Source organism: Stenotrophomonas sp. INTA L402-1 (assembly GCF_059295135.1).
The window spans coordinates 1-26,443 of the sequence record NZ_JCAFWP010000023.1; the positions used below are offsets into that span (position 1 = coordinate 1).

The 26,443-nt window shown below is 66.4% G+C and carries 26 protein-coding genes; 8 read left to right on the forward strand and 18 right to left on the reverse strand.

The window, feature by feature from the left end; translation table 11 throughout:
- Window positions 1-215 precede the first annotated feature (215 nt).
- Window positions 216-2,144 carry a M1 family metallopeptidase gene (locus tag AC5O77_RS13745; protein ID WP_478057561.1) on the reverse strand — a complete coding sequence of 643 codons (1,929 nt, stop codon included), beginning with the start codon at window positions 2,142-2,144 and terminating at the stop codon, window positions 216-218.
- 302 nt (window positions 2,145-2,446) lie between these two features.
- Window positions 2,447-3,208: a bifunctional demethylmenaquinone methyltransferase/2-methoxy-6-polyprenyl-1,4-benzoquinol methylase UbiE gene (gene ubiE, locus AC5O77_RS13750; protein WP_005411082.1), complete on the reverse strand. Its 762-nt coding sequence runs from the start codon at window positions 3,206-3,208 to the stop codon at window positions 2,447-2,449.
- 80 nt (window positions 3,209-3,288) lie between these two features.
- On the opposite strand from ubiE, the gene AC5O77_RS13755 reads away from it, so the two are divergent.
- From AC5O77_RS13755 to AC5O77_RS13770, 4 genes are all read left to right on the forward strand, one after another.
- Window positions 3,289-3,741 (forward strand): nucleoside deaminase, encoded by a 453-nt coding sequence (locus tag AC5O77_RS13755; protein WP_094002387.1) that lies wholly within the window; start codon window positions 3,289-3,291, stop codon window positions 3,739-3,741.
- Between the two features lie 198 nt (window positions 3,742-3,939).
- Window positions 3,940-4,200: a hypothetical protein gene (locus AC5O77_RS13760; RefSeq protein ID WP_317216848.1), complete on the forward strand. Its 261-nt coding sequence runs from the start codon at window positions 3,940-3,942 to the stop codon at window positions 4,198-4,200.
- Window positions 4,201-4,275: 75 nt separating this feature from the next.
- Entirely contained in the window at window positions 4,276-4,602 is a 327-nt protein-coding gene (locus AC5O77_RS13765; RefSeq protein ID WP_014038526.1) for a hypothetical protein, read from the forward strand.
- Window positions 4,603-4,664: 62 nt separating this feature from the next.
- The gene (locus AC5O77_RS13770; RefSeq protein ID WP_032129005.1) at window positions 4,665-5,087 is read left to right on the forward strand and encodes a low affinity iron permease family protein; all 423 of its coding nucleotides are present in this window, start codon (window positions 4,665-4,667) and stop codon (window positions 5,085-5,087) included.
- A gap of 83 nt (window positions 5,088-5,170) precedes the next feature.
- On the opposite strand, the gene smeF is transcribed toward AC5O77_RS13770, so the two are convergent.
- The 3 genes from smeF to smeD form a co-directional block, all read right to left on the reverse strand.
- Complete coding sequence (gene smeF, locus AC5O77_RS13775; protein WP_478057562.1) at window positions 5,171-6,571, reverse strand: multidrug efflux RND transporter outer membrane subunit SmeF; 1,401 nt, start codon at window positions 6,569-6,571, stop codon at window positions 5,171-5,173.
- A gap of 109 nt (window positions 6,572-6,680) precedes the next feature.
- Window positions 6,681-9,803, reverse strand: coding sequence for a multidrug efflux RND transporter permease subunit SmeE (smeE, locus tag AC5O77_RS13780; RefSeq protein ID WP_032129007.1), 3,123 nt, complete (start codon window positions 9,801-9,803; stop codon window positions 6,681-6,683).
- A 12-nt stretch (window positions 9,804-9,815) separates the two neighbouring features.
- Complete coding sequence (smeD, locus tag AC5O77_RS13785; protein WP_032129008.1) at window positions 9,816-11,000, reverse strand: multidrug efflux RND transporter periplasmic adaptor subunit SmeD; 1,185 nt, start codon at window positions 10,998-11,000, stop codon at window positions 9,816-9,818.
- A gap of 227 nt (window positions 11,001-11,227) precedes the next feature.
- Between smeD and smeT the strand changes: the two genes are divergently transcribed.
- Both smeT and AC5O77_RS13795 read left to right on the forward strand, forming a co-directional pair.
- Entirely contained in the window at window positions 11,228-11,887 is a 660-nt protein-coding gene (gene smeT, locus AC5O77_RS13790; protein WP_032129009.1) for an efflux transporter SmeDEF transcriptional repressor SmeT, read from the forward strand.
- Window positions 11,888-11,932: 45 nt separating this feature from the next.
- Window positions 11,933-12,925 (forward strand): Gfo/Idh/MocA family protein, encoded by a 993-nt coding sequence (locus AC5O77_RS13795; protein WP_478057563.1) that lies wholly within the window; start codon window positions 11,933-11,935, stop codon window positions 12,923-12,925.
- Window positions 12,926-12,979: 54 nt separating this feature from the next.
- Here AC5O77_RS13795 and hslU read toward each other — a convergent pair whose 3' ends face one another.
- The 9 genes from hslU to AC5O77_RS13840 form a co-directional block, all read right to left on the reverse strand.
- Complete coding sequence (gene hslU / locus AC5O77_RS13800; protein ID WP_014038532.1) at window positions 12,980-14,353, reverse strand: ATP-dependent protease ATPase subunit HslU; 1,374 nt, start codon at window positions 14,351-14,353, stop codon at window positions 12,980-12,982.
- Between the two features lie 103 nt (window positions 14,354-14,456).
- Window positions 14,457-15,008 (reverse strand): ATP-dependent protease subunit HslV, encoded by a 552-nt coding sequence (gene hslV, locus AC5O77_RS13805; protein ID WP_005411093.1) that lies wholly within the window; start codon window positions 15,006-15,008, stop codon window positions 14,457-14,459.
- 172 nt (window positions 15,009-15,180) lie between these two features.
- On the reverse strand, window positions 15,181-15,381 hold the full coding sequence (locus AC5O77_RS13810; protein WP_010481389.1) for a DUF3079 domain-containing protein: 201 nt from the start codon (window positions 15,379-15,381) through the stop codon (window positions 15,181-15,183).
- A 77-nt stretch (window positions 15,382-15,458) separates the two neighbouring features.
- Complete coding sequence (gene xerC / locus AC5O77_RS13815; protein ID WP_032129012.1) at window positions 15,459-16,349, reverse strand: tyrosine recombinase XerC; 891 nt, start codon at window positions 16,347-16,349, stop codon at window positions 15,459-15,461.
- 13 nt (window positions 16,350-16,362) lie between these two features.
- The gene (locus tag AC5O77_RS13820; protein WP_032129013.1) at window positions 16,363-17,037 is read right to left on the reverse strand and encodes a DUF484 family protein; all 675 of its coding nucleotides are present in this window, start codon (window positions 17,035-17,037) and stop codon (window positions 16,363-16,365) included.
- Window positions 17,034-17,885, reverse strand: a complete 852-nt coding sequence (gene dapF, locus AC5O77_RS13825; protein WP_164081256.1) for a diaminopimelate epimerase — start codon at window positions 17,883-17,885, stop codon at window positions 17,034-17,036. The genes AC5O77_RS13820 and dapF overlap by 4 nt, the downstream gene beginning before the upstream one ends.
- Window positions 17,878-18,150: an LPS translocon maturation chaperone LptM gene (gene lptM, locus AC5O77_RS13830; protein WP_478057564.1), complete on the reverse strand. Its 273-nt coding sequence runs from the start codon at window positions 18,148-18,150 to the stop codon at window positions 17,878-17,880. The genes dapF and lptM overlap by 8 nt, the downstream gene beginning before the upstream one ends.
- Window positions 18,151-18,232: 82 nt before the next feature.
- The gene (locus tag AC5O77_RS13835) at window positions 18,233-18,658 is read right to left on the reverse strand and encodes a YbaN family protein (RefSeq protein WP_478057565.1); all 426 of its coding nucleotides are present in this window, start codon (window positions 18,656-18,658) and stop codon (window positions 18,233-18,235) included.
- 54 nt (window positions 18,659-18,712) lie between these two features.
- A complete protein-coding gene (locus tag AC5O77_RS13840) occupies window positions 18,713-20,824 on the reverse strand; it encodes a S9 family peptidase (protein ID WP_478057566.1) in 2,112 nt (703 codons plus the stop codon).
- Window positions 20,825-21,016: 192 nt separating this feature from the next.
- Between AC5O77_RS13840 and AC5O77_RS13845 the strand changes: the two genes are divergently transcribed.
- On the forward strand, window positions 21,017-22,204 hold the full coding sequence (locus tag AC5O77_RS13845) for a pyridoxal phosphate-dependent aminotransferase (RefSeq protein WP_478057567.1): 1,188 nt from the start codon (window positions 21,017-21,019) through the stop codon (window positions 22,202-22,204).
- A gap of 136 nt (window positions 22,205-22,340) precedes the next feature.
- On the opposite strand, the gene AC5O77_RS13850 is transcribed toward AC5O77_RS13845, so the two are convergent.
- Both AC5O77_RS13850 and AC5O77_RS13855 read right to left on the reverse strand, forming a co-directional pair.
- On the reverse strand, window positions 22,341-24,437 hold the full coding sequence (locus AC5O77_RS13850; protein ID WP_478057568.1) for a prolyl oligopeptidase family serine peptidase: 2,097 nt from the start codon (window positions 24,435-24,437) through the stop codon (window positions 22,341-22,343).
- A 69-nt stretch (window positions 24,438-24,506) separates the two neighbouring features.
- Window positions 24,507-24,833: a hypothetical protein gene (locus AC5O77_RS13855; RefSeq protein ID WP_049399225.1), complete on the reverse strand. Its 327-nt coding sequence runs from the start codon at window positions 24,831-24,833 to the stop codon at window positions 24,507-24,509.
- 127 nt (window positions 24,834-24,960) lie between these two features.
- On the opposite strand from AC5O77_RS13855, the gene AC5O77_RS13860 reads away from it, so the two are divergent.
- Window positions 24,961-25,563 (forward strand): lipocalin family protein, encoded by a 603-nt coding sequence (locus tag AC5O77_RS13860; protein ID WP_197615757.1) that lies wholly within the window; start codon window positions 24,961-24,963, stop codon window positions 25,561-25,563.
- A gap of 40 nt (window positions 25,564-25,603) precedes the next feature.
- Here AC5O77_RS13860 and AC5O77_RS13865 read toward each other — a convergent pair whose 3' ends face one another.
- Both AC5O77_RS13865 and AC5O77_RS13870 read right to left on the reverse strand, forming a co-directional pair.
- The gene (locus AC5O77_RS13865) at window positions 25,604-25,903 is read right to left on the reverse strand and encodes a HigA family addiction module antitoxin (protein WP_049463234.1); all 300 of its coding nucleotides are present in this window, start codon (window positions 25,901-25,903) and stop codon (window positions 25,604-25,606) included.
- Between the two features lie 10 nt (window positions 25,904-25,913).
- Window positions 25,914-26,192 (reverse strand): type II toxin-antitoxin system RelE/ParE family toxin, encoded by a 279-nt coding sequence (locus AC5O77_RS13870; RefSeq protein WP_080356578.1) that lies wholly within the window; start codon window positions 26,190-26,192, stop codon window positions 25,914-25,916.
- Between the last annotated feature and the right edge of the window lie 251 nt (window positions 26,193-26,443).

Genomic DNA, 26,443 nt, shown 5'->3' on the forward strand with positions numbered 1-26,443 from the left:
GGGCGCGCGGTCGGCCGCGGGCGACATCGCCGCTGGGCCGCCCGCCGCCCCGCGGCCCCGGGCGCGCCCCCCCCTCACAAGCGCTCTACCCCGCGCGCCTCCGTCTTTTTAGAAACAATATCTGCAGCCGCACCCCCCCCCCCCCCCCCCCCCCCCCCCCCCCCCCCCCCCCCGACTCTACAAAAAAAGCGCCGGGGGATGCCCGGCGCGTTTTCTTACTTGGCTTCGGCCTTGGCCAGCATGTCCTGGACCGAGGCGGTGGTGATCGGGTGGTAGCCCGGCTTGGCCTTTTCGAAGGCCTGCTTGGCCAGCTCCAGCCCCTTCGGCGTCTTCACCAGTTCGGCGTAGATCGGCAGGATCAGCTTGCGACGGCCGACGCGCTCGATGAACGCAGCGGCCCCTTCGTTGGCCTGCTCGTAACCGCTGCGGATCGCCAGCGGGTACCAGCGCATGGCGATCTCGCCATTCGGGGTACCGGTGAAGTGGAACGCCTTGTCCAGCGTGGCCAGCTTGTCCAGCGGCTGTGTCGCGCCCAGGCCGTCGATGAAGCGCACCCATTCCTGCGTGCTCCAGTCGGCGATGACCTGGCTGCTCGGCACGGTGCCGGCGCTGGCAAAGGCGATGCGTGCGGTATCGACGCTGCTGAAGTTGCGCGACTGCGCCTTGGCCGCGAACGCCGGGATGCCCGGCTCGTCCAGCCACGCCTTCAGTTCGGCATCGGTCACTGCCGACGGATTCTTCGGCAGCAGGTTCTTCTTCAGGTACTCGACGAACTGGTCGGTGTTCGCGCTCTGGAAGGCGTGGTCATCGAACCAGCCACGCAGGAACGGATCGAAGGTTTCGCGGCCGAAGCGCTGCTCCAGGAATTCCAGGAACCACGAACCCTTGACGTAGGCGACCTGGCTCAGGGCTTCGTCGGGGTCACGCTCGTTCAGCGGCGGCAGCGCCAGCGCCTGGTCGGCCGGACTCATGTCCTTCACTTCGGCCAGCAGGTCGGTCTGGTCGATCTGCTTCTCCATCTCGGCCATTTCCTTGCCGTACAGAGCTTCGGTGATGCGGCCCTGGACGTAGGTGGTGAAGCCTTCATTGAGCCAGATGTCCTTCCAGCTGGCGTTGGTCACCAGGTTGCCCGACCAGCTGTGCGCCAGTTCGTGGGCGACCAGCGAGACCAGCGACTTGTCACCGACGATCACGGTCGGGGTGGCGAAGGTCAGGCGCGGGTTCTCCATGCCGCCGAACGGGAATGACGGCGGCAGCACCAGCATGTCGTAGCGGCCCCAGCGGTATTCGCCGTACAGCTTCTCGGCAGCACCGATCATCTTCTCGGTGTCTTCGAACTCCTTGGCGGCCTTGTTGACCATGGTCGGCTCGGCCCAGACGCCGGAGCGGCCGGAGATCGGCTCGAACACCAGGTCGCCGGCGGCGATGGCCAGCAGGTACGACGGAATCGGCTGCGGCATCTTGAAGGTGTAGTCACCGTCACGCGCGGCCTTCGGATCGTTGTCGGCGCTCATCAGCACCATCACGTCCGGGCGCGAGACCACGTGCGCGCTGTAGGTGAAGCGCACGCTCGGGGTGTCCTGCAGCGGCACCCAGGAACGGGCGTGGATGGCCTGCGACTGGCTGAACATGAAGGGCAGCTTCTTGCCCTCGGTCATCGACGGTGCCAGCCACTGCAGGCCCGAGGCGGTCGGCGCGGTGTGGTAGGTCACTTCCACCTTGGCCGGCTGTTCCGGGGCTTCGATGGTCAGCTTGCTGCCGAACACCTTGTCAGCGGCGGCCAGCTCGAACTTCAACGGGCTGCGCGCACCATCGCCAGCGACGGCCTCGACCTTGGACACGGTCAGCTCGCGGGTGTCGAGCACCAGCTGCTTGGCGTCCTTCTGCTTCCATTCCAGGGTGTAGGTGGCGGTGCCGCCGATCTGCTTCTGGTCGAAGTCCAGCTTCAGGTCCAGCGCGATGTCCTTGATGACGACCTTGTCCGGCTCGGCGTACGAGCTTTCGTCGTGGCTGCGGTTCTCGGCGTTCACGGGGGCGGCGGGGGCCTTGGCGGCAGTCGGGGCGGCGGCGGGCGCGGCCGCCTCCTGGGAGCAGCCGGCGGCCAGGGCCACGGCCAGCGGAAGGAGCATCAGCGGATTACGCATGAATCGGGACCGTTACGGGGATCAGACCCCCAATGGTAACTCCCTCCGGCCCCGCAGGCGTTGCGCGGTGCGGGGTAATGGCGGGCGGGGCCGATCCTGCGCCTCGGGCGCATGCCAACCAAGGTTGGCCTCTACCGGAATGGCAGCGGACGCGGTACGGGCGGCCGGGGCTGCGCTGCGCCTCCGGCGCATGCCAACCAAGGTTGGCCTCTACCGGTAGGTGCCAACCTTGGTTGGCACGGATCTTTCATCGCTCGCGGCCGGCGTGTGCCAACCAAGGTTGGTACCTACCAGAGCAGGAACTACAGCTTGTAGCCGGAGTGGATCGAGACGATGCCGCCGGTCAGGTTCTTGTAGTGGCAGCGCTCGAAGCCGGCCTGCCCCATCATCGCCTTCAGCTCATCCTGCGGCGGATGCTTGCGGATGCTTTCGGCCAGGTACTGGTAGCTGTCCGAATCGTTGGCGAACAGCTTGCCTAGCTTGGGCAGGATCTTGAACGAGTGGAAGTCGTAGATCGGCTTGAACCAGTCGGCGGTGACTTCGGAGAATTCCAGCACGCGGGCCTGGCCACCCACCTTCAGCACGCGGTACATCTCGCGCAGGCCAGCGTCCTTGTCGGTCACGTTGCGCAGGCCGAAGGCGATGGTGACCAGATCGAAGCTGTTGTCCGGGAACGGCAGGGCTTCGGCGTTGCACTGCACATAGTCCAGGCCGAGCACCAGGCCGCGGTTGGTCAGACGGTCACGGCCGACCGACAGCATGCCGGCGTTGATGTCGCCCAGCACCACCGAGCCCTCGGCGCCGACGCGCTCCTTCAGCAGGGCGGCGATGTCGCCGGTGCCGCCTGCCAGATCGAGCACGCGGTCGCCCGGCTTCACCTGCGCGGTCGCCACGTAGTAGCGCTTCCACGCCCGGTGCACGCCCAGGCTCATCAGGTCGTTCATCAGGTCGTAGTTGCGCGCGACCGAGGTGAACACCTGGCCGACCAGCTTCTGCTTGTCCTTGGCGGCGACGTCGCGGAACCCGAAATGGGTGGTACCGGCTTTGTAGGGGGATTCGCTCATGGCCCCGATTATCGCACCGCCGGGGGCCAGCGGCACCCCCTGCCCGTATCATGGCGGGCCACGACTTACCGGAGCCCCGCATGATCACCACGCCCGACTACCAGGCCCTGCTGCAGACCGCCATCGCCGAAGCCCGCCAGGGCCTGGCCGAAGGCGGCGTGCCGATCGGCGCGGCGCTGTACCACAACGACGGCCGCCTGCTCGGCTGCGGCCACAACCGCCGGGTGCAGGAAGGCGACCCGTCGGTGCACGGCGAGACCGATGCGTTCCGCAAGGCCGGCCGCCAGCGCCGCTACCAGGACACCATCATGGTCACCACCCTGGCGCCGTGCTGGTACTGCTCGGGCCTGGTGCGCCAGTTCAACATCGGCACCGTGGTGGTGGGCGAATCGCGCACCTTCCAGGGTGGCATCGACTGGCTGCGCGAAAACGGCGTCAACGTGATCGACCTGGACAGCCAGGAATGCGTGGACCTGCTGGGCGGCTTCATTGCGCAGTACCCGGAGATCTGGAACGAAGACATCGGTGAATGATCACCACGCAGTGTGCTGTTGAACCCGCTTAATGAACGCTTCAGTGCCGGCACGCCCTAGTGCCGGCAGCGTTTGCGGCCAATGCCGTGAACCTGTGCACAGTCAGCTGCGCTGCATGCACACGCTGCGGTAACACCCCACCCCGCTGCCGCGCCTAGGGTGGGGTTACCGGGACTTCCTTCCCCGGCGGAGCCAGCCATGTGCGCGCACGCCGTACGCCCCACGCCCGACCCGATCCTCGACGCCATTCGCAAGCGCCTGCAGCAGCAGTATGCGCTGCACCAGCGTGGCGCCCTGTTCTGGACCGCCTACCAGGGCCTGCAGCTGGAACTGGTGCGCGGCCACCCGCTCGACCATGAGCGCCTGTGCAACGCAATGGCCGACATGGCCGAAGACCTCGGCGCGGTCGAGCATGCGCAACTGATAGGCAATCGCAACGCCGGCTGCACATCGCGCTGACGCGGCTTCCACTGCCGCATCGGCCACACTCGGATGAACCCCCACTCCCTTTCCACTCAACCGAACTGGATTGTCATGCACGCTGAAGTCCCCACCATTCCCCCGGTCATCAACGTTGACGCCGAGCTTGACCACTGGCGCCGCCAGCATGCCGACGGCGCACTACCGCACAACTCGTTCGGCTCCTACGTGCCGTGGATCAAGTTCGCCTGTGATTCGCTGATCACCCAGCCGCGCGCCAGCAATGCGCAGCGCGACGAGATGTTCCAGACCCAGTACGCCCTGCAGATCATGCCGCGCCTGAGCGAAGCCCAGGCCCGCGAATTCGTCGACCGTTGCTGGCAGCACGTCTACCAGACCAGCCCGGTGCGCCTGCAGGACGCCCCGCGCCTGCGCGCCTGAGCTGCACGGCCCCTGCACGAGCCACCGCCGATCATCCTCGTCACCTGAGTGGGACGACGACGATGAAAGCACGCAACCTGTTCAATACGATCGCCAAGAAGGCCGCGGCCGCCACCGGCTCGCCGTGGACCTTCCTGGCCGCGGTAGCGATCGTGGTGATCTGGGGCATCAGTGGCCCGGTATTCGGTTTCAACGACACCTGGCAGCTGGTGATCAACACCGGTACCACCATCATCACCTTCCTGATGGTGTTCCTGATCCAGCACACGCAGAACGCAGATACCGCCGCGATGCAGATCAAGCTGGACGAGCTGATCCGCGCGACGGCCGAAGCCAACAACGAACTGTTGGATCTGGAAGAACTGGACGAGGAGCGGCTGGAAGAGATCCGGCGCGAGTACGAGCAGATGGCGCGCGAAGCTGGCGACGCGCTGGCGCGTGTGCGCGCCTGCCATGCAGCGCGGCGCGACGATGAAGCGGTGTAGCAGTTCCTGAAATGACAATGCCGGCCCGCGGCCGGCATTACCATCGATCATCAAGGTAGAGCCGGCCGCTGGCCGGCTGTCCTTCAGCTGCGCTCGTGCCAGCCGCCGCCCAGCACCTTGTACAGGGTGATGCGGTTGGCCTGCTGGGCCAGCTGCGCCTGCAGCTGGGTCTGCTGCGCGTTGTAGGCGGTACGGCGCGCATCAAGCAGGGTCACGAAGCTGTCCAGGCCAGCGTCGTAGCGTGCCTGCGACAGGCGGTTGGCCTGTTCGGCCGCTTCCACCAGGCGCTGCTGTGAACTCACCTGCTCATCCAGGCTGACGTTCAACGCCAGCGCATCGGCGGTTTCGCGGAAGCCCACCTGGATCGACTTCTCGTACTGCGCCAGCGCAATGTCACGGTCCGCATTGGCGATGGCCAGATTGGCGCGCAGCTTGCCGCCCTGGAAGATCGGCAGCGTGATCTTCGGCAGGAAGCTCCACACGCGGGTGCCACTGTCGAACAGGTTGGACAATTCGCTCGAACCACTACCGATGCTGCCGGTCAGCGAGATGCTCGGGAAGAACGCCGCGCGTGCCGCACCGATGTTGGCGTTGGCCGCCAGCAGCTGATGTTCGGCGGCCATGATGTCCGGGCGCTGCAGCAACACGTCGCTGGGCAGGCCGGCCGGCGGCGGTGCCAGTGCCAGCAGCTGCGGTTCGATGCTGTCCGGCAGCAGTGCCGGATCCAACTGGCCACCGGCCAGCAGCGCCAGCGCATTGCGGTCCTGGGCCAGCTGGCCACGCAGGCGTGCAGCATCCGTACGTGCGGTCTCGACCAGGGTACGGGTCTGGGTCAGCTCCAGCGCCGAACTGCCACCACGATCGTGGCGGGCCTCGGCCAGGCGCAGCGAATCCTCGTAGGTCTTCAGCGTGGCATCGGCGATCTTCAGCCGCTGCGCATCAGCCCCGTAGGTCAGCCACGCCGTGGCGGTCTCGGCTACCAGGCTCAGCTGCGCGTTGCGGCGGTTGGCGGCCACGGCGAAGTACTGCTGCAGCGCCGCTTCACTGAGATTGCGCACGCGGCCGAACAGATCCAGCTCGAACTCGGCTACGCCAACACCGGCGGTGAACTGCTCGGTGACACCGGCGTCGGTACCACGGCGGTCCATCTGGCCGGTGACGGCCACGCCGGGCACGCGATCAGCGCGCTGCACGCGGTACTGGCCGCGCGCGCGTTCAACGTTGAGTACGGCCACGCGCAGGTCGCGGTTGTTCTGCAGCGACTGGTCGATCACCTGCTGCAGGCGCGCATCGGTGAAGAAGTCGCGCCAGCCGACGGCGGCGACATCGGCCACCTCGCCCTGCACAGCCTCGGCCGGCCACTGCGCCGGAATGGCCGGAGCAACGGCGGTGTTCTTCGGCACCAGGGTGGAGCAGCCGGCGAGCGCGAGCGCGGCGGCAATGGAAAGAAACAGGGATGCACTTTTCATGGGAATGACTTCCATCGGTACTGCCGGATGGCAGGAGGTAGTGCCGGCCGCTGGCCGGCAACCTCGTTGGATTCACATCACGCGGGCAGTAGGTGCCGGCCAGCGGCCGGCACTACCGTCTCGCTTACGTGGAGGATTTGCGCTTGAACACGCGCTGCACCACCACGAAGAACAGCGGCACGAAGAACACGCCGAGCACGGTGCCGACGATCATGCCGCCAAGCACGCCGGTGCCGATCGCCTGCTTGGCACCGGAGCCGGCACCGGTGGAGATTGCCAGCGGCACCACGCCCATGCCGAAGGCCAGCGAGGTCATCACGATCGGGCGCAAGCGGTCGCGCACGGCGTGCATGATCGACTCGATCAGGCTGGCCCCCTTCTCCAGGTTTTCCTTGGCGAACTCGACGATCAGGATCGCGTTCTTGCTGGTCAGGCCCACCGTGGTCAGCATCGCCACCTGGAAGTAGATGTCGCGTTCCAGGCCCTTGAAGGTATTGGCCAGCACCGCGCCGAGGATACCCAGCGGGGCCGCCAGCAGCACCGCGGTCGGCACGCTCCAGCTTTCATACATCGCGGCCAGGCACAGGAACACGATCATCAGCGACAGCGTGTACAGCAGCGGCGTCTGCGAGCCGGCCTGGCGTTCCTGGTAGGACATCGCCGTCCACTCGATGCCGAAGCCCGCCGGCAGCTGCTTGGCCAGCTGTTCGATCTCGGCCATGGCATCACCGGACGCGACACCCGGGGCCGGTTCGCCCTGGATTTCCATCGCCGACACACCGTTGTAGCGCTCAAGACGCGGCGAACCATAGTCCCAGTGCTTGGTGGCGAACGCGCTGAACGGCACCATCTCGCCCTTGTCGTTCTTCACGGACCACAGATCGAAGTCCTCCGGCACCATGCGGAACGGCTGGTCGGCCTGCACGAACACACGCTTGACGCGGCCACGATCGACGAAGTCGTCGATGTACGAGCTGCCCCATGCGGCGGCCAAGGTACCGTTGATCTGGTCGATCGACAGCCCCAGCGAGGTCGCCTTGGCTGCATCGATGTCGATGCGGAACTGCGGCGTGTCTTCCTGGCCGTTCGGGCGCACGTTGGCCAGCTTCTTGCTGCCGGCGGCGAGGCCCAGCAGCTGGTTGCGCGCGGCCACCAGTGCCTCGTGGCCCTGGCCGCTGTTGTCCTTCAGGAAGAAGGTGTAGCCCGATGCGGTACCCAGTTCCGGAATGGCCGGCGGCGGGAAGGCGAAGATGAAGGCATCCTTGATCTGGCCCAGTGCCGCCATCGCGCGACCGGTGATCGGCATCACGCCATTGTCGGCGTCACGCTCGCTCCAGTCCTTCAGCTTGACGAATGCCATGCCCGCGTTCTGGCCCATACCGGCGAAGCTGAAGCCCTGCACCGAGAACACCGAGTCCACCGCATCCTTCTCGTTCTGCAGGAAGTGGTTTTCCAGTGCCGCGATCGATTCCAGCGTACGTTCCTGGGTGGCACCGACCGGCGCCTGCACCAGCGCCATCAGCACGCCCTGGTCTTCGTTGGGCAGGAACGAGCTGGGCAGGCGCACGAACAGCACGCCCATCAGCACGAACAGTGCCGCCACGATGCCCATGAAGCGCCACGGACGGTGGATGATGCCGCGCACACCGCGCTGGTAGCTTTCGCTGGTGCGGTCGAAGCCGCGGTTGAAACCATTGAAGAAACGACCGGACCAGCCCTTGTGTGCGACGTGGTGCTCACCCTTCTTCAGCGGCTTGAGCATGGTCGCGCACAGCGCCGGGGTCAGCACGATCGCGACCAGCACCGACAGCGCCATCGCCGAAACGATCGTGGCCGAGAACTGGCGGTAGATCACGCCGGTGGAGCCGCTCATGAAGGCCATCGGCACGAACACCGCCGACAGCACCAGGCCGATACCCACCAGCGCGCCGGTGATCTGGCCCATCGACTTGCGGGTGGCCTCAAGCGGCGACAGTCCTTCCTCGGACATGATGCGCTCGACGTTCTCCACCACCACGATGGCATCGTCCACCAGCAGGCCGATCGCCAGCACCATCGCGAACATGGTCAGCATGTTCACCGAGAAGCCCAGCATCGCCAGCACGCCGAAGGTACCCAGCAGCACCACCGGCACGGCGATGGTCGGGATCAGGGTGGCGCGGAAGTTCTGCAGGAACAGGTACATCACCACGAACACCAGCACGATCGCTTCGATCAGGGTCTGCACCACGCCCTTGATCGACACGCGCACGAACGGGGTGGTGTCGTACGGGATCTCGGCCTTCAGGCCGGCCGGGAAGAAGCTCTTCATGTCCTGCAGCGCGGCATCCACGCCGGCCGCGGTATCCAGCGCGTTGGCGCCGGTGGCCAGGGTAACCGCCAGGCCGCTGGCCGGCTGGCCGTTGTAGCGGGTGACGAAGTCGTAGGACTCTGCACCCAGTTCGACGCGGGCGACATCGCCCAGGCGCAGTTCGGCACCGTCCTGCGCACCGCGCACGATGATGTTGCGGAACTGTTCCGGGGTCTGCAGGCGCGACTGCGCATTGATGGTGGCGTTGAGCTGCTGGCCCTTGATCGACGGCGCGCCGCCGAGCTGGCCGATGGCCACCTGGGCGTTCTGTGCCTTGACTGCTGCGGTCACTTCCGCAACCGACAGGCCATAGGTATGCAGCTTGTTCGGGTCCAGCCAGATGCGCATGGCGTACTTGCCACCGAACACCTGGATGTTGCCCACGCCCGGCACGCGGCTCAGACGGTCGACGACATTGGAACCGACGTAGTCGGCGATGTCGTTGGCGTCCATGCTGCCGTTCTCGGACACGAACGCAATGACGTTCAGGAAGCCCGAGCTGGACTTGGCCACGTTGATGCCCTGCCGCTGCACTTCCTGCGGCAGCAGCGGCATGGCCAGCTGCAGCTTGTTCTGCACCTGCACCTGGGCGATGTCCGGGTTGGTGCCGCTCTCGAAGGTCAGGGTGATGGTGGCCTGGCCGTTGGACGAGCTGTTGGAGGAGAAATAGATCAGGCCATCAAGGCCCTTCATGTTCTGCTCGATGATCTGCGTCACCGAGTCCTCGACCACCTTGGCCGATGCACCCGGGTAGGTGGCGCTGATTTCCACCGCCGGCGGTGCGACGTTGGGGTACATCGAGACCGGCAGCTTGAACAGGGCCAGGCCGCCGGCGAGCATGATGATGATGGCGATCACCCATGCAAAGATGGGTCGATCGATGAAAAAGCGTGCCATGGGGTTCTCCGCTTACTTCGCGTCGCCGGCCGGAGCGGCAGGCTGGGCGGCCGCTGCCGGCTTGGCCGGAGCAGCGCCCTTCTCGGTGGCCTTGACCGGCATGCCGGGGCCGATCTTCTGCAGGCCTTCGACAATGACCTTGTCGCCGGCCTTCAGACCGTCCTCGACCAGCCACTTGTCGCCGACCGTGCGGCTGACCTTGACCGGGCGCACTTCGACCTTGTTGTCCTTGTCGACCACCATCGCCGAGGTGTCACCCTTCGGATCGCGGGCGATGCCGGCCATCGGCACCAGCACTGCATCGCTGCGCACGCCGCCGCCGATCACCGCGCGCACGTACGTGCCCGGCATCAGCAGGCCGTCCGGATTGTCCACCTTCACGCGCAGGCCGAAGCTGCCAGTGGCCGGGTCGACGCTGACTTCGGAGAACTCCAGCGTGCCCTTGTGCTCGAAGGTGCTGCCGTCTTCCATCAGGATGCTGACCGGCAGCGTCTGGTTGTCCTGCAGGCGGCCCGCGGCCAGCTCACGGCGAAGCTGCAGCAGCTCGGCCGAGGACTGGGTCAGGTCGACATAGATCGGGTCCAGCTGCTGCACGGTGGCCAGCGCATTGGCCTGGCCGGCGCTGACCAGCGCACCCTGGGTGACGCTGGACTTGCCGATGCGGCCGCTGATCGGCGCGGTGATGCGGGCGTAGCCCAGAGTGACGTTGGCCGCATCCAGCGATGCCTTGGCGGCGCCGACGTCAGCCTCGGCCTGCTTCTGCGCGGCCACCGCGTTTTCCAGGTCCTGCTGGCTGACCGCATCAACCTTGGCCAGCTCGGTGATGCGCTTGGCGCTCAGGCGCGCGGCGTTGGCGGTGGCCTCGGCACGCGCCAGCTGGGCACGGGCACTGTTGGCCTGCGCGCGGTAGCTCGCATCCTCGATCTGGTACAGCGGCTCGCCGGCCTTGACCATGCCGCCCTCGGTGAACAGGCGCTTGGCGACGATGCCGTTGACCTGCGGACGCACTTCGGCGACCAGGAAGGCGTTGGTACGGCCCGGCAGCTCGCGGGTGAGGCCCACGGTCTCGGACTTCAGCGTGACCACGGTGACGTCACCCGGGCCCTGTTCGGGGGCCTGGGGTTGGCCGCCGCAGGCAGCCACGGTCGCGGCGATTGCCAGCGACAGTGCAAAGGGTCGGATTCGGCTCAGCAACATGACGGAAAGGCTCTTGAAGGAAAGGGTCTCAGCCAGCGCTGATACGGCGGACCCTCCACCAGCGAAGGTGAAGACCGTGCGAACAGCGCCCACCCGGGCGGAGTGGGAGCCGGACGGGCCTGCCACGCACACGACGGGAATGATGGGTGCGAAATATACATACATGCTTGTTTGTTTGTAAACCGGTACAATTCAGCCACGTTTCACCCGCACTCGTACCCACACCCATGGCCCGCAAGACCAAAGAGGACACCCAGGCAACCCGGGAAGGCATCCTTGACGCCGCCGAAGCCTGCTTCCATGAACACGGCGTGGCCCGTACCACGCTGGAGATGATCGGTGCCCGCGCCGGCTATACCCGTGGCGCGGTGTACTGGCACTTCAAGAACAAGAGCGAGGTGCTGGCCGCGATCGTCGAACGGGTGCACCTGCCCTTCATGCAGGAACTGGAGCGCACCTCCACCGACCAGCGCGACACACCGGTGCACGACCTGCGCGCAGTGATGATCCACTCGTTCATCGAGCTGTCCGAGGACGAACGCCTGCGCAAGACCATGGAGATCATGCTGCGCAGCGACGCCTCGGCCGATACCAAGGTGCTGACCGAAATGCAGCAGGCCGGCTTCCGCGACGCGCTGGACCGGATGGAGCGCGCCCTGCGCCGGGCCCAGGACCTGGGCCAGCTGCGCGAAGGCGCGGACCCGAAGATCGCCGCGCGCATGCTGCACGCCACTGTGCTGGGCGTACTGCATGGCGCGATGGTCGAACCGGAACTGATGGACCTCAAGCGCGACGGCATGCTTGCGCTGGACATGACCCTGGCCGCCTACGTGAAAGAAGGCGTGTTCGTGCCCGGAACGGTGCCCGAGCCGCTGCCGGAAGCATGAGTAGAGCTGCTGCCGCCACCGCGACACTCATCTGAGGACGAACCCATGATCCTGGACAACGTGGTGTGGGGCTTCATCGGCTGTGGCAGCGTCACCGAGAAGAAGAGCGGGCCGGCCCTGGCCAACACGCCGGGCTCACGGGTGGCGGCGGTCATGCGCCGCAATGCGGCGTTGGCCGAGGATTATGCGCGGCGCCATGCGATTCCCCGCTGGTACGCGGACGCCGATGCACTCATCGCCGACCCGGAAGTGAACGCGATCTACGTTGCGACGCCGCCCTCCACGCACATGCACTACGCGTTGCAGGCGATTGCCGCGGGCAAGCCGGTCTACATCGAAAAGCCGATGGCCATGGATCACGCGGAATGCGAACGCGTACTGGAGGCCAGCGCGCGCAGCGGCGTGCCGGTGTTCGTGGCCTACTACCGCCGCGCCCTACCCCGCTTCGCGCAGGTGAAGCAGCTGCTGGACAGCGGCGCGATCGGCACACCGCGCAGCGTGCGCGCCACCCTGCACCGGCCGCATTCGGCGAATGCCACATCGCCGGACTTCTGGCGGACCAACCCGGCGATCGCCGGCGGCGGGCTGTTCGTCGATCTGGGCTCGCATACCCTGGACCTGCTGGACCATCTGCTGGGGCCGCTGAGCGATGTGCGTGGCCTGGCCAGCTCGTTGACCGGCGCCTACGTCGCCGAGGACAGCGTTTCGATGTGCTTCCGCACCGGGACGGGGGCGCACGGCATCGCGCAATGGAGTTTCTGCGCGTTCCGCCGCCAGGATGAGATCGAGATCACCGGCGATCGCGGACAACTGCGCTTTGCCACCTTCGAGGACATCCCGGTGGTTCTGGAGACCGAGGCCGGCGTGCAGGCGTTCGACATCCCGAACCCGCCGTCGATCCAGCAGCCGTTGATCGCCACTCTGGTGGATGAGCTGCGCGGCAACGGCCACTCGCCATCGAACGGCATCAGCGCCGCCCGCACCAGCGCGGTGATCGACCAGGTGCTGCAGGCCTACCGCACACGGCACTCGCGCTGACTGCCAAAGCAAAAGGCCGCCTTTCGGCGGCCTCATGCTTTGCAGCGTCGGGCGTTACAGGATGTAGCGGCTCAGGTCCGGGTCCTGCACCAGCTCACCCAGATGTGCATCGACGTAAGCGCTGTCGATGGCCAGGGTTTCGCCGTCGCGGTCCGGTGCCTCGTAGCTGAGCGAATCCAGCAGCCGCTCCAGCACCGTATGCAGGCGACGGGCACCGATGTTCTCCTGGCGCTCGTTCACCTGGAAGGCGATCTCGGCCAGACGATCGATGGCGTCGGCAGTGAAGCTGACCTTGACGCCTTCGGTGGCCAGCAGCGCTTCGTACTGTTTGGTCAGCGCGGCCTTCGGCTCGGTCAGGATGCGCACGAAATCACCCTTGCTCAGCGCACCCAGCTCCACGCGGATCGGGAAGCGGCCCTGCAGCTCCGGAATCAGGTCGCTGGGCTTGGCCAGATGGAACGCGCCCGAAGCAATGAACAGGATGTGGTCGGTCTTGATCGTGCCGTACTTGGTCGACACGTTGGAGCCTTCCACCAGCGGCAGCAGGTCGCGCTGCACGCCTTCGCGCGACACGTCGCCACCACCGACGTTGTCACCACGCTTGGCGACCTTGTCGATCTCGTCGATGAAGACGATGCCGTGCTGCTCGCAGGCCTCGATCGCGGCAGTGCGGATGTCGTCCTCGTTGACCAGCTTGCCGGCTTCTTCCTCGATCAGCAGCGGACGCGCGGCCTTGATGGTCAGCGTGCGCTTATGCGCCTTGGCTCCACCGCCGAGGTTGGCGAACATCGACTTCAGCTGCTGGCCCATTTCCTCCATGCCCGGCGGGGTCATGATGTCCATGCTGACGTTGGCAGCCAGGTCGAGCTCGATCTCGCGCTCGTCCAGCTCACCGTTGCGCAGCATCTTGCGGAACTTGATGCGGGTCTCGTTGTCCTGCGCCGACGGTTCGTTGCGGGCGACTTCCGGATCGAAACCGATGCCACCGCTGCGGCGCGGCAGCAGCGCATCGAGGATGCGGTCTTCGGCGCGTTCTTCGGCCTGGGTACGCACGCGCACCTTGGCCTGTTCGCGGTACAGCTTGACCGCGGTATCGGCCAGGTCGCGGATGATCTGCTCGACGTCCTTGCCGACGTAGCCGACTTCGGTGAAGCGGGTGGCTTCAACCTTGACGAACGGCGCGTTGGCCAGGGTGGCCAGTCGACGCGCGATCTCGGTCTTGCCGACGCCGGTCGGGCCGATCATCAGGATGTTCTTCGGCATCACTTCATTGCGCAGCTCGGGCACCAGCTGCATGCGGCGCCAGCGGTTGCGCAGGGCAATGGCCACGGCGCGCTTGGCGTCGTGCTGGCCCACGATATGCCGGTCCAGTTCCTGCACGATCTCGCGCGGGGTCATGGTGGCGGAGGAAACTTCGATCTTCGACATGGATGTGCTCACGGATTCAGTGTCGGTAGTGCCGGCCACTGGCCGGCAACCAGGCACGCGTGCGGGGGATCATGAGGTTGCTGGCCAGCGGCCGGCACGACCCTCACAGCTCCTCGACCACCACGTTGCGGTTGGTGTAGATGCAGATGTCGCCGGCAATGCCGATCGCTTCGCTGGCAATGGTGCGCGCATCCAGTTCGGTGTGCGCCATCAGCGCGCGCGCGGCCGACAGTGCATAGGAACCACCGGAACCGATGGCGATGATGCCGTCCTCCGGCTCGATCACATCACCGGTGCCGCTGATGATCAGCGAGGTTTCCTTGTCGGCCACTGCCAGCAGGGCCTCGAGCTTGCCGAGGCGGCGCTCGGTGCGCCAATCCTTGGCCAGTTCGACCGCAGCGCGCTGCAGCTGGCCGTGCTTTTCCAGCTTGGCCTCGAACAGCTCGAACAGGGTGAAGGCATCGGCGGCGGCACCGGCGAAGCCGGCCAGCACCTGGCCGTCTCGGCCGAGGCGGCGCACCTTGCGCGCATTGCCCTTCATCACGGTGTGGCCCAGCGTGACCTGGCCGTCGCCGGCAATGGCCACGTGCTCGCCGCGACGGACGCAGACGATGGTGGTGGCGTGGAAAACGTTGGGATTCTGACTGGGGTCCATGCGGCCTCCGATAGCTGTTCCCGGGACATGGGGACAGCGCCGGGTGCGATCAAGCCTGTGCGGATGGCTGCCGTTCAGCGCTTGGCGGCGCCCCATGGGAAGAGGGCGCCCTTTTAACGAGCGCATCGCAATGCGCGCGGACCCCGCCGCCCGAACGTGGAACGCCTGCCGTTCAGCGCTTGGCCTGCGAAGGCCGATCCGGATTCGGCTCGATGCCCCAGGCGATGTACCAGTCCTCACCCTGCGTCTCGATCGGGTGCTGGGTGCGGCCGGAGCCATTGCCGCAGGCCAGCGCGTCAGCCGCGCAGTAGCGATCGCAGCCCCAGCAGATGCGCTCGGGATGCCTGGGGTGCAGCGGAATGGGCTTCGCCATGGTGGCGGGTTCCTCGTGGCCTGCGGCCACGATGCGCCGGTAGCGCGCGCCCTGCCCTGATCCAGATCAAGGGCGGTCTATTCAGCCTTGTCGTCCTTGCTGCGACGCTTCGCACGTGGATGCGCGGCGTCGTAGACCTTGGCCAGGTGCTGGAAATCAAGGTGGGTGTAGATCTGGGTGGTTGCGATGTCGGCATGGCCAAGCAGTTCCTGCACACCGCGCAGGTCGCCGGACGATTCCAGGATATGGCTGGCAAAACTGTGCCGCAGCATGTGCGGGTGCACGTGCTTGAACAGGCCCTGGCGCTGCGCCAGCTGGCGGATGCGGATCTGCACCGCACGCTGGCTGATCGGCCCGTTGCGACCGGGAAACACCGGCGAGGCCGGGCCGCCGCCACTTTCCGCACGCCACGCCTGCAGCGCTTCGCGCGCCGGCCGGCCGAACGGCACACGACGCTGGCGGTTGCCCTTGCCCAGCACGTTGACCAGGCCGCTGTCGAAATCCAGATCCCGCCAGGTCAACGCGCAGACTTCGCTCAGGCGCAGGCCAGAGGAATAGAACAGTTCCAGCAGCGCGCGGTCACGGCGGCCGAGCTCACCTTCCGGTTCCAGCTCGACCAGCTGCACGGCTTCGTCGGCGTCAAGCACCTGCGGCAACCGGCGCGGCGCACGCGGCGCCTTCAGCGTCGCCGCCGGACTGACCTCGATGCGCCCGTGCTTGAGCAGCCAGGCGTAGAAGCTGCGGCAGGCCGACAAGCGGCGCTGCAGGCTCTTGGCTGACAGGCCTCTGCGGTGCTCGTCGGCAACGAACTGGCGCAGCGCCTCGGCATCGAGTGCGTCCACCGCAACACCGCGCGGCTCGGCCCAGACCGACAACGCGTCCAGGTCGCGGCGGTAGGCGTCGAGCGTATGTGCCGACATCCGCCGCTCTACCTGCAGATGCTGCAGGAAGGCCTGTACCGCGCTCATCGTCGTATCCTGCTCAGCCCGGGAAGCGCTTCAGGCCGGTGGCCAACGCATCGCCCATCATGCGCAGGAACAGCGTGCCCATGCCCGGGTAGAAGCGGTTCGGGTCGTGGCTGCCCACAGCAATCAGGCCCACGCCCGGCAACGGCAGCAGCGCGGTGGTCTGCACTTCTTCGCTGCGCACGCCGTACAGGACGGCATTCTTTTCCGGCTGCAGGCGCCCGCAGATCGGCTCGCCGTCCTTCAGGCAGTCGCGGAACGGGCCCAGCTGCGCATCATCGGCGGCGATCACCTGCAGCCAGTCGGCCTGTTCCAGCCCGGCCACCGGCGTGTGCACCACCAATCGCACCAGGTCGCCGGCGAAATCTTCCTGCAGCGAGGCAGCCATCGCACGCAGGGTGTCGGCGGCGTTGTCCTGCTTCATCAGCGCCAGGGTCAGCTGATGCGTGCGCACTGCCAGGCGTTCATTGACCTGGGCGGTGGCGCCCAGATCGGCCAACCGTCGTGCCAGCTCGCGGTTCTTCTCGCGCAGCACTTCCAGCTGGTAGCTGGCCAGCGACGCGGTCGGGCCGTCGTCGCGTGGCACCACCAGGGTCAGGGCCAGGTCCGGGAACTGCTTGAGGAAGCCGGGATGTCGCCGCAACCACGCAGCGACTTCATGGGCCCCGAGCTTGTCGACGGTTTCGGTCATGCGATCCACTCCCCTTCGAAGACGAATGCGGTCGGGCCGGCCATCACCACCGGCTGGCCATCGCCCGGCCACTGGATGCGCAGGTCCCCCCCGGGCAGGCTGATGCGCGCATCGCGCTGCAGGCGGCCACGCTGCATCAGGGTCACCGCAGCGGCGCAGGCGCCGCTGCCGCAGGCCAGGGTTTCGCCGACGCCACGTTCATTCACACGCAGACGTGCATGCGCCGGGCCCATCACCTGGGCAAAACCCACGTTCACCGAGCGCGGGAACGAGGCATGCTGCTGCAGCAGCGAACCGACGCGCTCGACCGGTGCTGCATCGATCAGGCCCACTTCGATCACCGCATGCGGATTGCCCATCGACACCGCGGCGAAGCGTATGCTCTCGCCCTGCAACGGCAGCAGGTACTCCTCGCGTGCATGGGCGAAGCCCACCAGCGGCACGTTGACCGGCTCGAACGCAGGCACGCCCATGGTCACAGCGAACTGGCCATCGCCCAGGGCCTTCACCTCATGACTGGCCAGCGGGCTGTCGATGACGAACTGATCCCCCTGCGCACTGCCCTCACGCACCAGCCAGGCCGCGATGCAGCGCGCGCCGTTGCCGCACTGCTCGGAGTTGGAACCGTCGGCATTCCAGATGCGGTACGACGCCACCGAACCTTCCGCGCGCGGCGCTTCGATGGTCAGGATCTGGTCGCAGCCGACGCCGGTGTGGCGGTCAGCCAGGCGCGCGGCAAGTTCAGGCGTGGGCGGCGCGCTGCCGTCACGCAGGTCGATCACTACGAAATCATTGCCCGCGCCATGCATCTTGCTGAAGCGCAGCGCCTTGGAACCGGCCTTACTCATTCCCGCCGCCCACCTTCTTCGCAGGCGCAGGCGCCGGTTGCGTGGTCGGTGCAGCCGGCTCTACGGTCGTGGCCGGGGTGCCGCTGCCTTCGGTCTGCGCCGGGGTCGCTTCGGTAGCGGGCACGGCAACCGGTTCGACGGTTTCTTCCACCGGCACCGGCTTCTGCGGCAGTACCAGCGGGCCCTTGTTGCCGCAGGCGGCGAGGAGCAGCAGCGAGGCCGCTGCCAGCGGAATCAGGATGGCGTTTCGATGGGGGATCTTCATGCCCCGAGTATAGCCATTGGCGGCTGAGCGGTTGGTGCAGGGGATCGGGTTGCCGGCCAGCGGCCGGCACCACCGCAGGCGCTCAATCTGCAGGCGGCGGCAGCGGCCGGGTCCACAGCCAGATCGCCACCATGGTCATGCTGCCGATCGAGAACCACTTCACCCAGGCGATCGGCACGCACCACAGCATGATGCCGGCGCACACTGCCATGGTGATCGTGGCCATCCACTTGCCGTAGCGGCTGACCGCCCCGTGTGCCTGCCAGTTGGCAATGGCCGGGCCGAAGCGCGGGTGCTGCAGCAGCCAGTTGTGCAGGCGCTCGGAACCACGCGAGGCAGCCCAGGCCGAGATCAGGATGAATACGGTGGTGGGAAGGCCCGGCACGAAGATGCCGACGATACCGGTGCCCAGGCTGACGTAGGCCAGCAGCCACCACGCCCAGCGGAAACGCACCACGCGCGGTGGCGTGGCAGCATCGCGGGGTGCGGAGGGGTCGGGCTGGCTCATGGCCGCTAGGATAGCGGTTCGGGATGCCAGGCAACGCCCGGCACCCCTGTGCCCTTACGGTTGGGCGATGCCCAGCTGCTGCAGCACGAACGCATACGACTCGGACAGCTCGCGGTAGCGCTGGAAGCGACCCGACTTGCCACCGTGGCCGGCTTCCATGTTGGTGCGGAACAGGATCGGGTAGTGGCCGGTGTTGTCGTCACGCAGCTTGGCCACCCACTTGGCCGGCTCCCAGTACTGCACCTGCGAATCCCACAGGCCGGTGCCCACGAACAGCGCCGGGTACGCCTGCTGCTTCACGTTGTCGTAGGGCGAGTAGGACAGCATGTAGTCGTAGTACGGCTTCTGCTCCGGGTTGCCCCACTCGTCGTACTCGTTGGTGGTCAGCGGAATGGTCGGGTCGAGCATGGTGGTGACCACGTCGACAAACGGTACCTGCGCCACCATCACCCGGTAGTCCTGCGGCGCCTGGTTGGCCACCGCGCCCATCAGCAGGCCACCGGCGCTGCCGCCGGACGCGGCGACGCGATCCTTCGCCGCCCAGCCCTGTGCGACCAGACCGCGGGTGACGTCGATGAAGTCGTTGAAGGTGTTCTGCTTGTGCAGCAGTTTGCCGTTCTCGTACCAGTCACGGCCCATCTCCTGGCCGCCACGGATATGGGCGATGGCATACACCACGCCACGATCGAGCAGGCTTACCGCGGTCTGGTTGAAGTACGGATCCATCGACATGCCGTAGCTGCCATAGGCGTACTGGAACAGCGCGCCCTTGCCATCCTTCTGGTAGCCCTTGCGGTAGACCAGCGACACCGGCACCTTCACGCCATCGCGCGCGGTGATCCAGACACGATCGGTTTCGTACTTCGACGCGTCATAGCCGATCACCGGCTGCACCTTCAGCTGGCGCCGCTCACCGGTGGCGGTGTTCAGCTCGAACACGGTGGTGGGGGTGGTCATCGAGGTGTAGACGTAGCGCAGCCATGGCGTATCGGCCTCGGTGTTGTCGCCCAGGCCCATCGAGTACGCCGGCTCATCGGCCTTCACGTAGTCACTGCGGCCATCCTTGAACAGCAGGCGGATGCGCTCCAGGCCCTCGGACCGTTCGGCGATGGCGGTGTAGCTGTCGAACAGCTCGAAGCCTTCGATGAACACCGCATCGTCATGCGCGATCCAGTCCTTCCACTGTGCGCGCGAGGTCGCATCGGTCGGTGCGGTGACCAGCTTGAAGTTCTTCGCACCGTCGTTGGTGCGGATCACCCAGCGGCCGTCGTAGTGGTCAGCGTCGTACTCCACATCGCGCTGGCGCGGCGCCAGTACGGTGAACGTGGTCGGGTCGCTGGCCGGCGCGTAGCGCTCTTCCGAGGACACAGTGCTGTGCACGCCGATGGTGATGAAGCGATCGTCGCGGGTGCGGCCGATGCCCATGTAGAAGCTGTCGTCCTTCTCTTCGTAGACGACGGTGTCGGCACTGGCCGGGGTGCCCAGCACGTGCTTCTTCACGCGTACGGTCAGCAGCGTTTCCGGATCGTTCTCGACATACAGCACGGTGCGGTTGTCGTCGGCCCAGACCAGGTCGCCGGAGCTGCCGGTGATCACATCGGGCAGCACCTTGCCGGTAGCCAGGTCCTTGAAGCGGATGGTGTACTGGCGGCGACCGACATCGTCATCGGCCCAGGCCAGCAGCTGGTTGTCCTGGCTGACTTCCATCGAGCCGACGCTGAAGTAGCCCTTGCCGGCGGCCATCGTGTTGACGTCCAGCAGGATTTCCTCGGCGGCATCCATGCCGCCCTTGCGGCGTGCGTGGATCGGGTAGTCCTGGCCGGTCTCGAAGCGGCTGTAGTACCAGTAGCCACGCTCGCGCGCCGGCACACTGGAATCGTCCTGCTTGATGCGGCCGACGATCTCCTTGTACAGGGTGTCTTCCAGCGGCTTCAGCGGCGCCAGCAACTGGTCGGCGTAGGCATTCTCGGCCTGCAGGTAGGCCAGCATGTCCTTGTTCTCGCGCTTGTCGTCGCGCAGCCAGTAATAGTCGTCGTTGCGGGTCGCGCCGAACGGCGCCTTGACCACATGCGGATGCTTGGCGGCATCCGGCGGAACGGGCGGCGTGGCGGCGGTGGCAGTGGTGGTCATCAGGCTCGCAAGCAACAGGCAGAGGGTGGATTTCATGAGATAAGGCTCCTTGAGCCGCAATGCAATGGCGTCCTTGTGCTCGAGTCTGGGTTGCAGGAGGGTTGCGGGCAACCCTGCGGATCGTCATGGGTCGTGCTGGCCGCTGGCCGGCAACCTCGGGATAAACAGAGGCGGGGGGTTGCCGGCCAGCGGCCGGCACTACCAGGACGCGCGGCGTACCATGGGCACATGAGTACCCTGCCCCACACGCCGGGCTACAGCCGGCGCAGCCATGAAATCGCTCCGTTCCACGTGATGTCCCTGCTGGCCCGCGCGCAGGCGCTGGAACAGGCGGGCCACGATGTGATCCACCTGGAAATCGGCGAACCGGACTTCACCACGGCCGAACCGGTCGTGCGTGCCGGCCAGGCCGCATTGGCCGCCGGCCATACCCGCTACACCGCCGCACGTGGCCTGCCGGCCCTGCGCCAGGCGATCAGTGGCTTCTATCGCAGCCACTACGGGCTGGATATCGATCCCGAACGCATCCTGGTCACTCCCGGCGGCTCCGGTGCGCTGCTGCTGGCCAGCAGCCTGCTGGTCGATCCGGGCCGCCACTGGCTGCTGGCCGACCCCGGATATCCCTGCAACCGTCATTTCCTGCGCCTGGTGGAAGGCGGTGCACAGCTGGTTCCGGTCGGCCCGGACACCGCCTACCAGCTCACACCGTCGCTGGTGGAACAGCACTGGAATGCCGACAGCGTCGGCGCACTGGTGGCCTCCCCCGCCAATCCGACCGGCACCGTGCTGTCCGCCGACGAACTGGCGGCACTGTCGCAGGCCCTGCACGCGCGTGGCGGCCATCTGGTGGTGGACGAGATCTACCACGGCCTGACCTACGGCCTGGATGCACCCAGCGTGCTGCAGGTGGATGACAGCGCGTTCGTGCTGAACAGCTTCTCCAAATATTTCGGCATGACCGGCTGGCGGCTGGGTTGGCTGGTGGCGCCGCCGGCGGCGGTGCCGGACCTGGAGAAGCTGGCGCAGAACCTGTACATCAGCGCCTCAAGCATCGCCCAGCACGCCGCACTGGCCTGCTTCAGCGAGGAATCGATGGCGATCTTCGAACAGCGCCGCGAGGCGTTCCGCCAGCGCCGTGATTTCCTGCTGGCCGCGTTGCGCGAGCTGGGTTTCCGCATCGAGGTCGAGCCGCAGGGCGCGTTCTACCTGTACGCCGATGTCAGCGCGTTCACCGATGACGCGCAGGCGTTCTGTGCGCACTTCCTGGAAACCGAACACGTGGCGTTCACCCCGGGGCTGGATTTCGGTTTCCATCGCGCCAACCAGCATGTGCGCCTGGCCTATACCCAGGAAGTGCCGCGGCTGCAGGAGGCGGTGGCGCGGATTGCACGCGGGTTGAAGAGCTGGGGCGCCTGATCGATCTGCGCGAACGGCATCCACGCATGGCGTGGATCTACTGACCCAGCGCACGATACGTAGGTAGATCCACGCCATGCGTGGATACGTGAACCCAACGAAAAACGCCGCCCTGGGGCGGCGTTTTCCGTTCTGCTTACTTGCCGCCCAACCGCTCCCACAGGAAGCTGTAGGCCAGTGCGGACATGTGTGCGGCCTGCGCGTTGTTGGCTGCGCCGCCGTGGCCACCTTCGATGTTCTCGTAGTAGGTCACGTCCTTGCCGGCGTCGATCATCTTCGCCGCCATCTTGCGGGCATGGCCCGGGTGCACGCGGTCATCGCGGGTGGAGGTAGTGAACAGCACCGGCGGGTAGTTCTTCTTCTCGTTGAACAGATGGTACGGCGAGAAGGTCTTGATGAACTCCCAGTCGCTGGTGTCCGGGTTGCCGTATTCGGCCATCCACGAGGCACCGGCCAACAGGTGGCTGTAGCGCTTCATGTCCAGCAGCGGCACCTGCACCACCACTGCACCGAACAGTTCCGGGTACTGGGTCAGCATGTTGCCGGTCAGCAGGCCACCGTTGCTGCCACCCTGCACGCCCAGGTGCTTGGCGCTGGTGATCTTGCGCTTGACCAGATCGCGCGCCACCGCAGCCATGTCTTCATAGGCCTTGTGACGGTTCTGCTTCAGCGCTGCCTGGTGCCAGCGCGGGCCGTACTCGCCACCACCACGGATGTTGGCGACCACGTACACACCGCCCTTCTCCAGCCAGGCGCGGCCCATGCCACCGGAGTAATTCGGGGTCAGCGAGATCTCGAAGCCACCATAGCCGTACAGCAGGGTCGGGTTGGAGCCGTCCAGCTTCATCGCCTTGTCGTGCACCACGAAGTACGGCACGCGGGTGCCGTCCTTGCTGGTGGCGAAGTGCTGCTCGATCACCTTGCCCTTGGCATCGAAGAAGGCCGGCATGGTCTTCAACGTTTCCGGCGCCTGGCCGATCTCGGCCAGAGCCAGCGTGGTCGGGGTCAGGTAGTCGGTGGCGGTCAGCCACACCGCATCGCTGTCGTTGCTGTCCACTGCGCCCACGGCCAGCGTGCCAAAGGCCGGCGCGCCGACGAAGCGGCTGGTCTGCCAGCCATCGGCGCCCGGGGTCAGCACCGACAGGCGGTTCTTGACGTCATCCAGCACGTTCAGCACCAGGTGGCTCTTGGTCCAGGTGGCGCCGGCCAGCGAGGTGGTCGCGGTCGGGGTGAACAGCACCTCGAAGTCGCGCTTGCCGGCCAGGAAGTCGTCCAGCTTCGTCGCCAGCAGCGAACCGGACGCGTAGGTCTTGCCGCCCACGGTCCACGGATCGCGCAGTTCCAGGGTCAGCCACTGCTTGTGCAGGCCCTTCTCGGCCGAGTTCGGCGCGTCGATCTTGGTCAGCGTGCCATCGTCGCCACGCAGGTAGAGCTCGTTGTTGTAGAACGCCAGCGTGCGGCTGACCAGGTTGCGCTCGAAGCCCGGGGTGTCATCGTGCATCGCCGCGATGTACATGTCTTCCGGCTTGCCTTCGTACACCACGGTGGCCGAGGTCATCGGCGTGCCGCGCTTCCACAGCTTGGCCACGCGCGGGTAGCCGGAGGTGGTCATCGAGCCCGCACCGAAGTCGGTGTAGACGAACACGGTGTCGCGGTCGACCCAGTTGAGGCCGCCCTTGGACTCGGGACGGAAGAAGCCGTCCTTGATCCAGGTCTTGTTGGCCAGGTCGAACTCACGGGTGACGTCGGCGTCGGCGCCACCGCGCGACAGCGCGATCAGGCAGCGGCTGTAATCCGGGCGCAGGCAATCGGCGCCGTGCCAGACCCAGTTCTCACCCTCGGCCTTGTTCAGCGCATCCAGGTCGAGCACGGTTTCCCACTGCGGCGAGGCCTTGCGGTACTCGGCCAGGGTGGTGCGCCGCCACAGGCCGCGCTCGTGCTGCTGGTCCTTCCAGAAGTTGTAGTAGTAGTCGCCGATCTTCTGCACGCCGGGGATCTTGGCATCGGAGTCGAGCACCTCGCGCATGCTGGTCTCCATCTGCTTGAAGGCCGGGGTCTGCGCCAGGCGCGCCTCGGACTTGGCGTTCTGTTCCTTGACCCAGGTCAGCGGCTTGTCGCCGGTGACGTCTTCGAGCCAGGCGTAGCGATCGGTGTCTTCAGCGGCCACGGCGGTCCCCACCGAGGCAGCGGTCATCATGCCGGCCAGCAGGCAGGCGGAAGCGAGTCGAGACATTGCAGCTCCAGGCAGTCATAAGCCGTGGAACGCTAGCATGGATCGCCGCGGCCGCCCCCGTGTCGAAGGTCAGGCCGCGGCGGTGGAGCCGCGACGGCCTCGCGCCGCCCCGCCGCTACGGCGACGTGCCTGTCCACCGGTACGACGCGCCAGCCGCAGCCACGACAGGCGCGGCAACGGAAAGCGCAGCAACGCCCACCAGGCCACCAGCGGCATGCCCACCAGCCACATGGGTAGCCAGCCCAGCCAGGCACTGCTGCCGCGCGCGGCCGGCCAGACCAGTACCAGCGCCATACCGGCCAGGGCCAGCTGCTGCACGCTGCGCAGCAGGCGCGGGTCGGCACGCTCGAGAATGACGCGTTCAGTTGCAGAGCGGCGGACGGAACGTGCGTTCATGGGGCTTCTCCGGTGGACAATGCAACACAGCATGGGCAACCCCCTTCTCACAGGTTGCGACACCATTGACGGATCGCGTGCACACAGTCGACCATGCGCGTGCAAGCCCACTGGAGCCCGCTCCCGCATGACTTCGATCCGCCCGCTCTGCGCCGCGCTGCTGGCCCTTTCCCTGGCCGGCCCCGCCGTGGCCGCCAGTGAGCCGCCGTCGCCCCGTACCAGCGCCTCTGGTGCGGCTGCCCTGGACGCACCGATCGACCTGAAGCGCTTCATGGGTACCTGGTACGTGATCGGCCGCGTACCGAACTTCATCGAGCGCGGCCATGTGGCCAGCGTCAATAACTACGAACTGCGCGACGAGCACAAGGTCGGCATTACCTACCGCTACCGTGATGGCTTCGGCGAACCGCTGCAGGAAGTGCGTGCCCGCGCCAGCGTCGACCCGGACAGCGGCAACCACGGCTGGCGCACCTGGTTCTACCGTGTCGTGCCCACCCATTCGAGGGTGCTGGAAGTAGCGCCGGATTACTCGTGGGCGCTGATCGGCTATCCCGGCCGTGAAATGGCCTGGATCTTCTCGCGTACGCCGGACATGGACAAAGCCCTGTACAAGGAGCTGGCCGAGCGCCTGCGTGACGAGTACGGCGTGAACACCGACAAGCTCAAGCGCGTGCCGCAGCACCCGGAGCAGGTCGGCAAGCTGGGCTACGAAGTACCGAACGTGCGTTGACTGGATTGTGGCCGCGGACCTCGGTCCGTGCGCCCCGAATTCACGCTGCCCGCGGCTGTACCCGTCGCTCGATCTCGCTGCGCGTTGGCAATGTCTTGAGGTCGTAGGCCGCCTGCATCGCAAGCCAGGACGCGGCATCCCCACCAAAATGTCGCGCCAGCCGTGCCGCGGTATCGGCCGAAATACTGCGCTCCCCGTGCACGATGGCGTGCAGCCGTGTTGCGGGAACATCCAAGGCCCTTGCCAGCGCGTTCACGCTCAACGCCAGAGGCATCAGGAACTCTTCGCGCAGGATCTCGCCAGGATGGATGGCGCGCATGCCGTTGTGGGGACGCTTCATGGCGGGCACCTCAGTGATAGTCAACAATTTCCACGGCATCGGCACCGTTGTCAGTCCAGGTAAAGCACAGCCGCCACTGGTCATTGATACGCAAGCTGTACTGCCCTCTCCGATCACCTGACAGCGCCTCGAGTCGGTTCCCGGGCGGGCTGCGCAGGAATGCCAACGTCTGTGCCGAGTCGAGCAGCTGCAGCTTGCGCTCGGCAGCCCGCCGGATCGAAAGCCAGGCACGTGGACAGGTTCCTTCAAACAGGGCACGGGTCTGCTTGCAGCGGAATGAACGGATCATTCCGTAAAACGTATTACGTTGAACGGAACATACCAAGGAACGGGGTGTGCTGCCAGTCCCAGTCTGGCGATATCGATTCCTGATGGGTGTGGCGGCTTCCAGAGCCTGGCGCTATGACAGGTACACTGTCGAAGTTCTGCAGGTTCTGCGGGCTCTGCCGGCCAGCGGCCGGCACTACCGTTTCCAGGCAATGGGGTAGAGCCGGCCGCTGGCCGGCTGCCGCGATGCACCGGGCGACGCCGGGGGCAGCG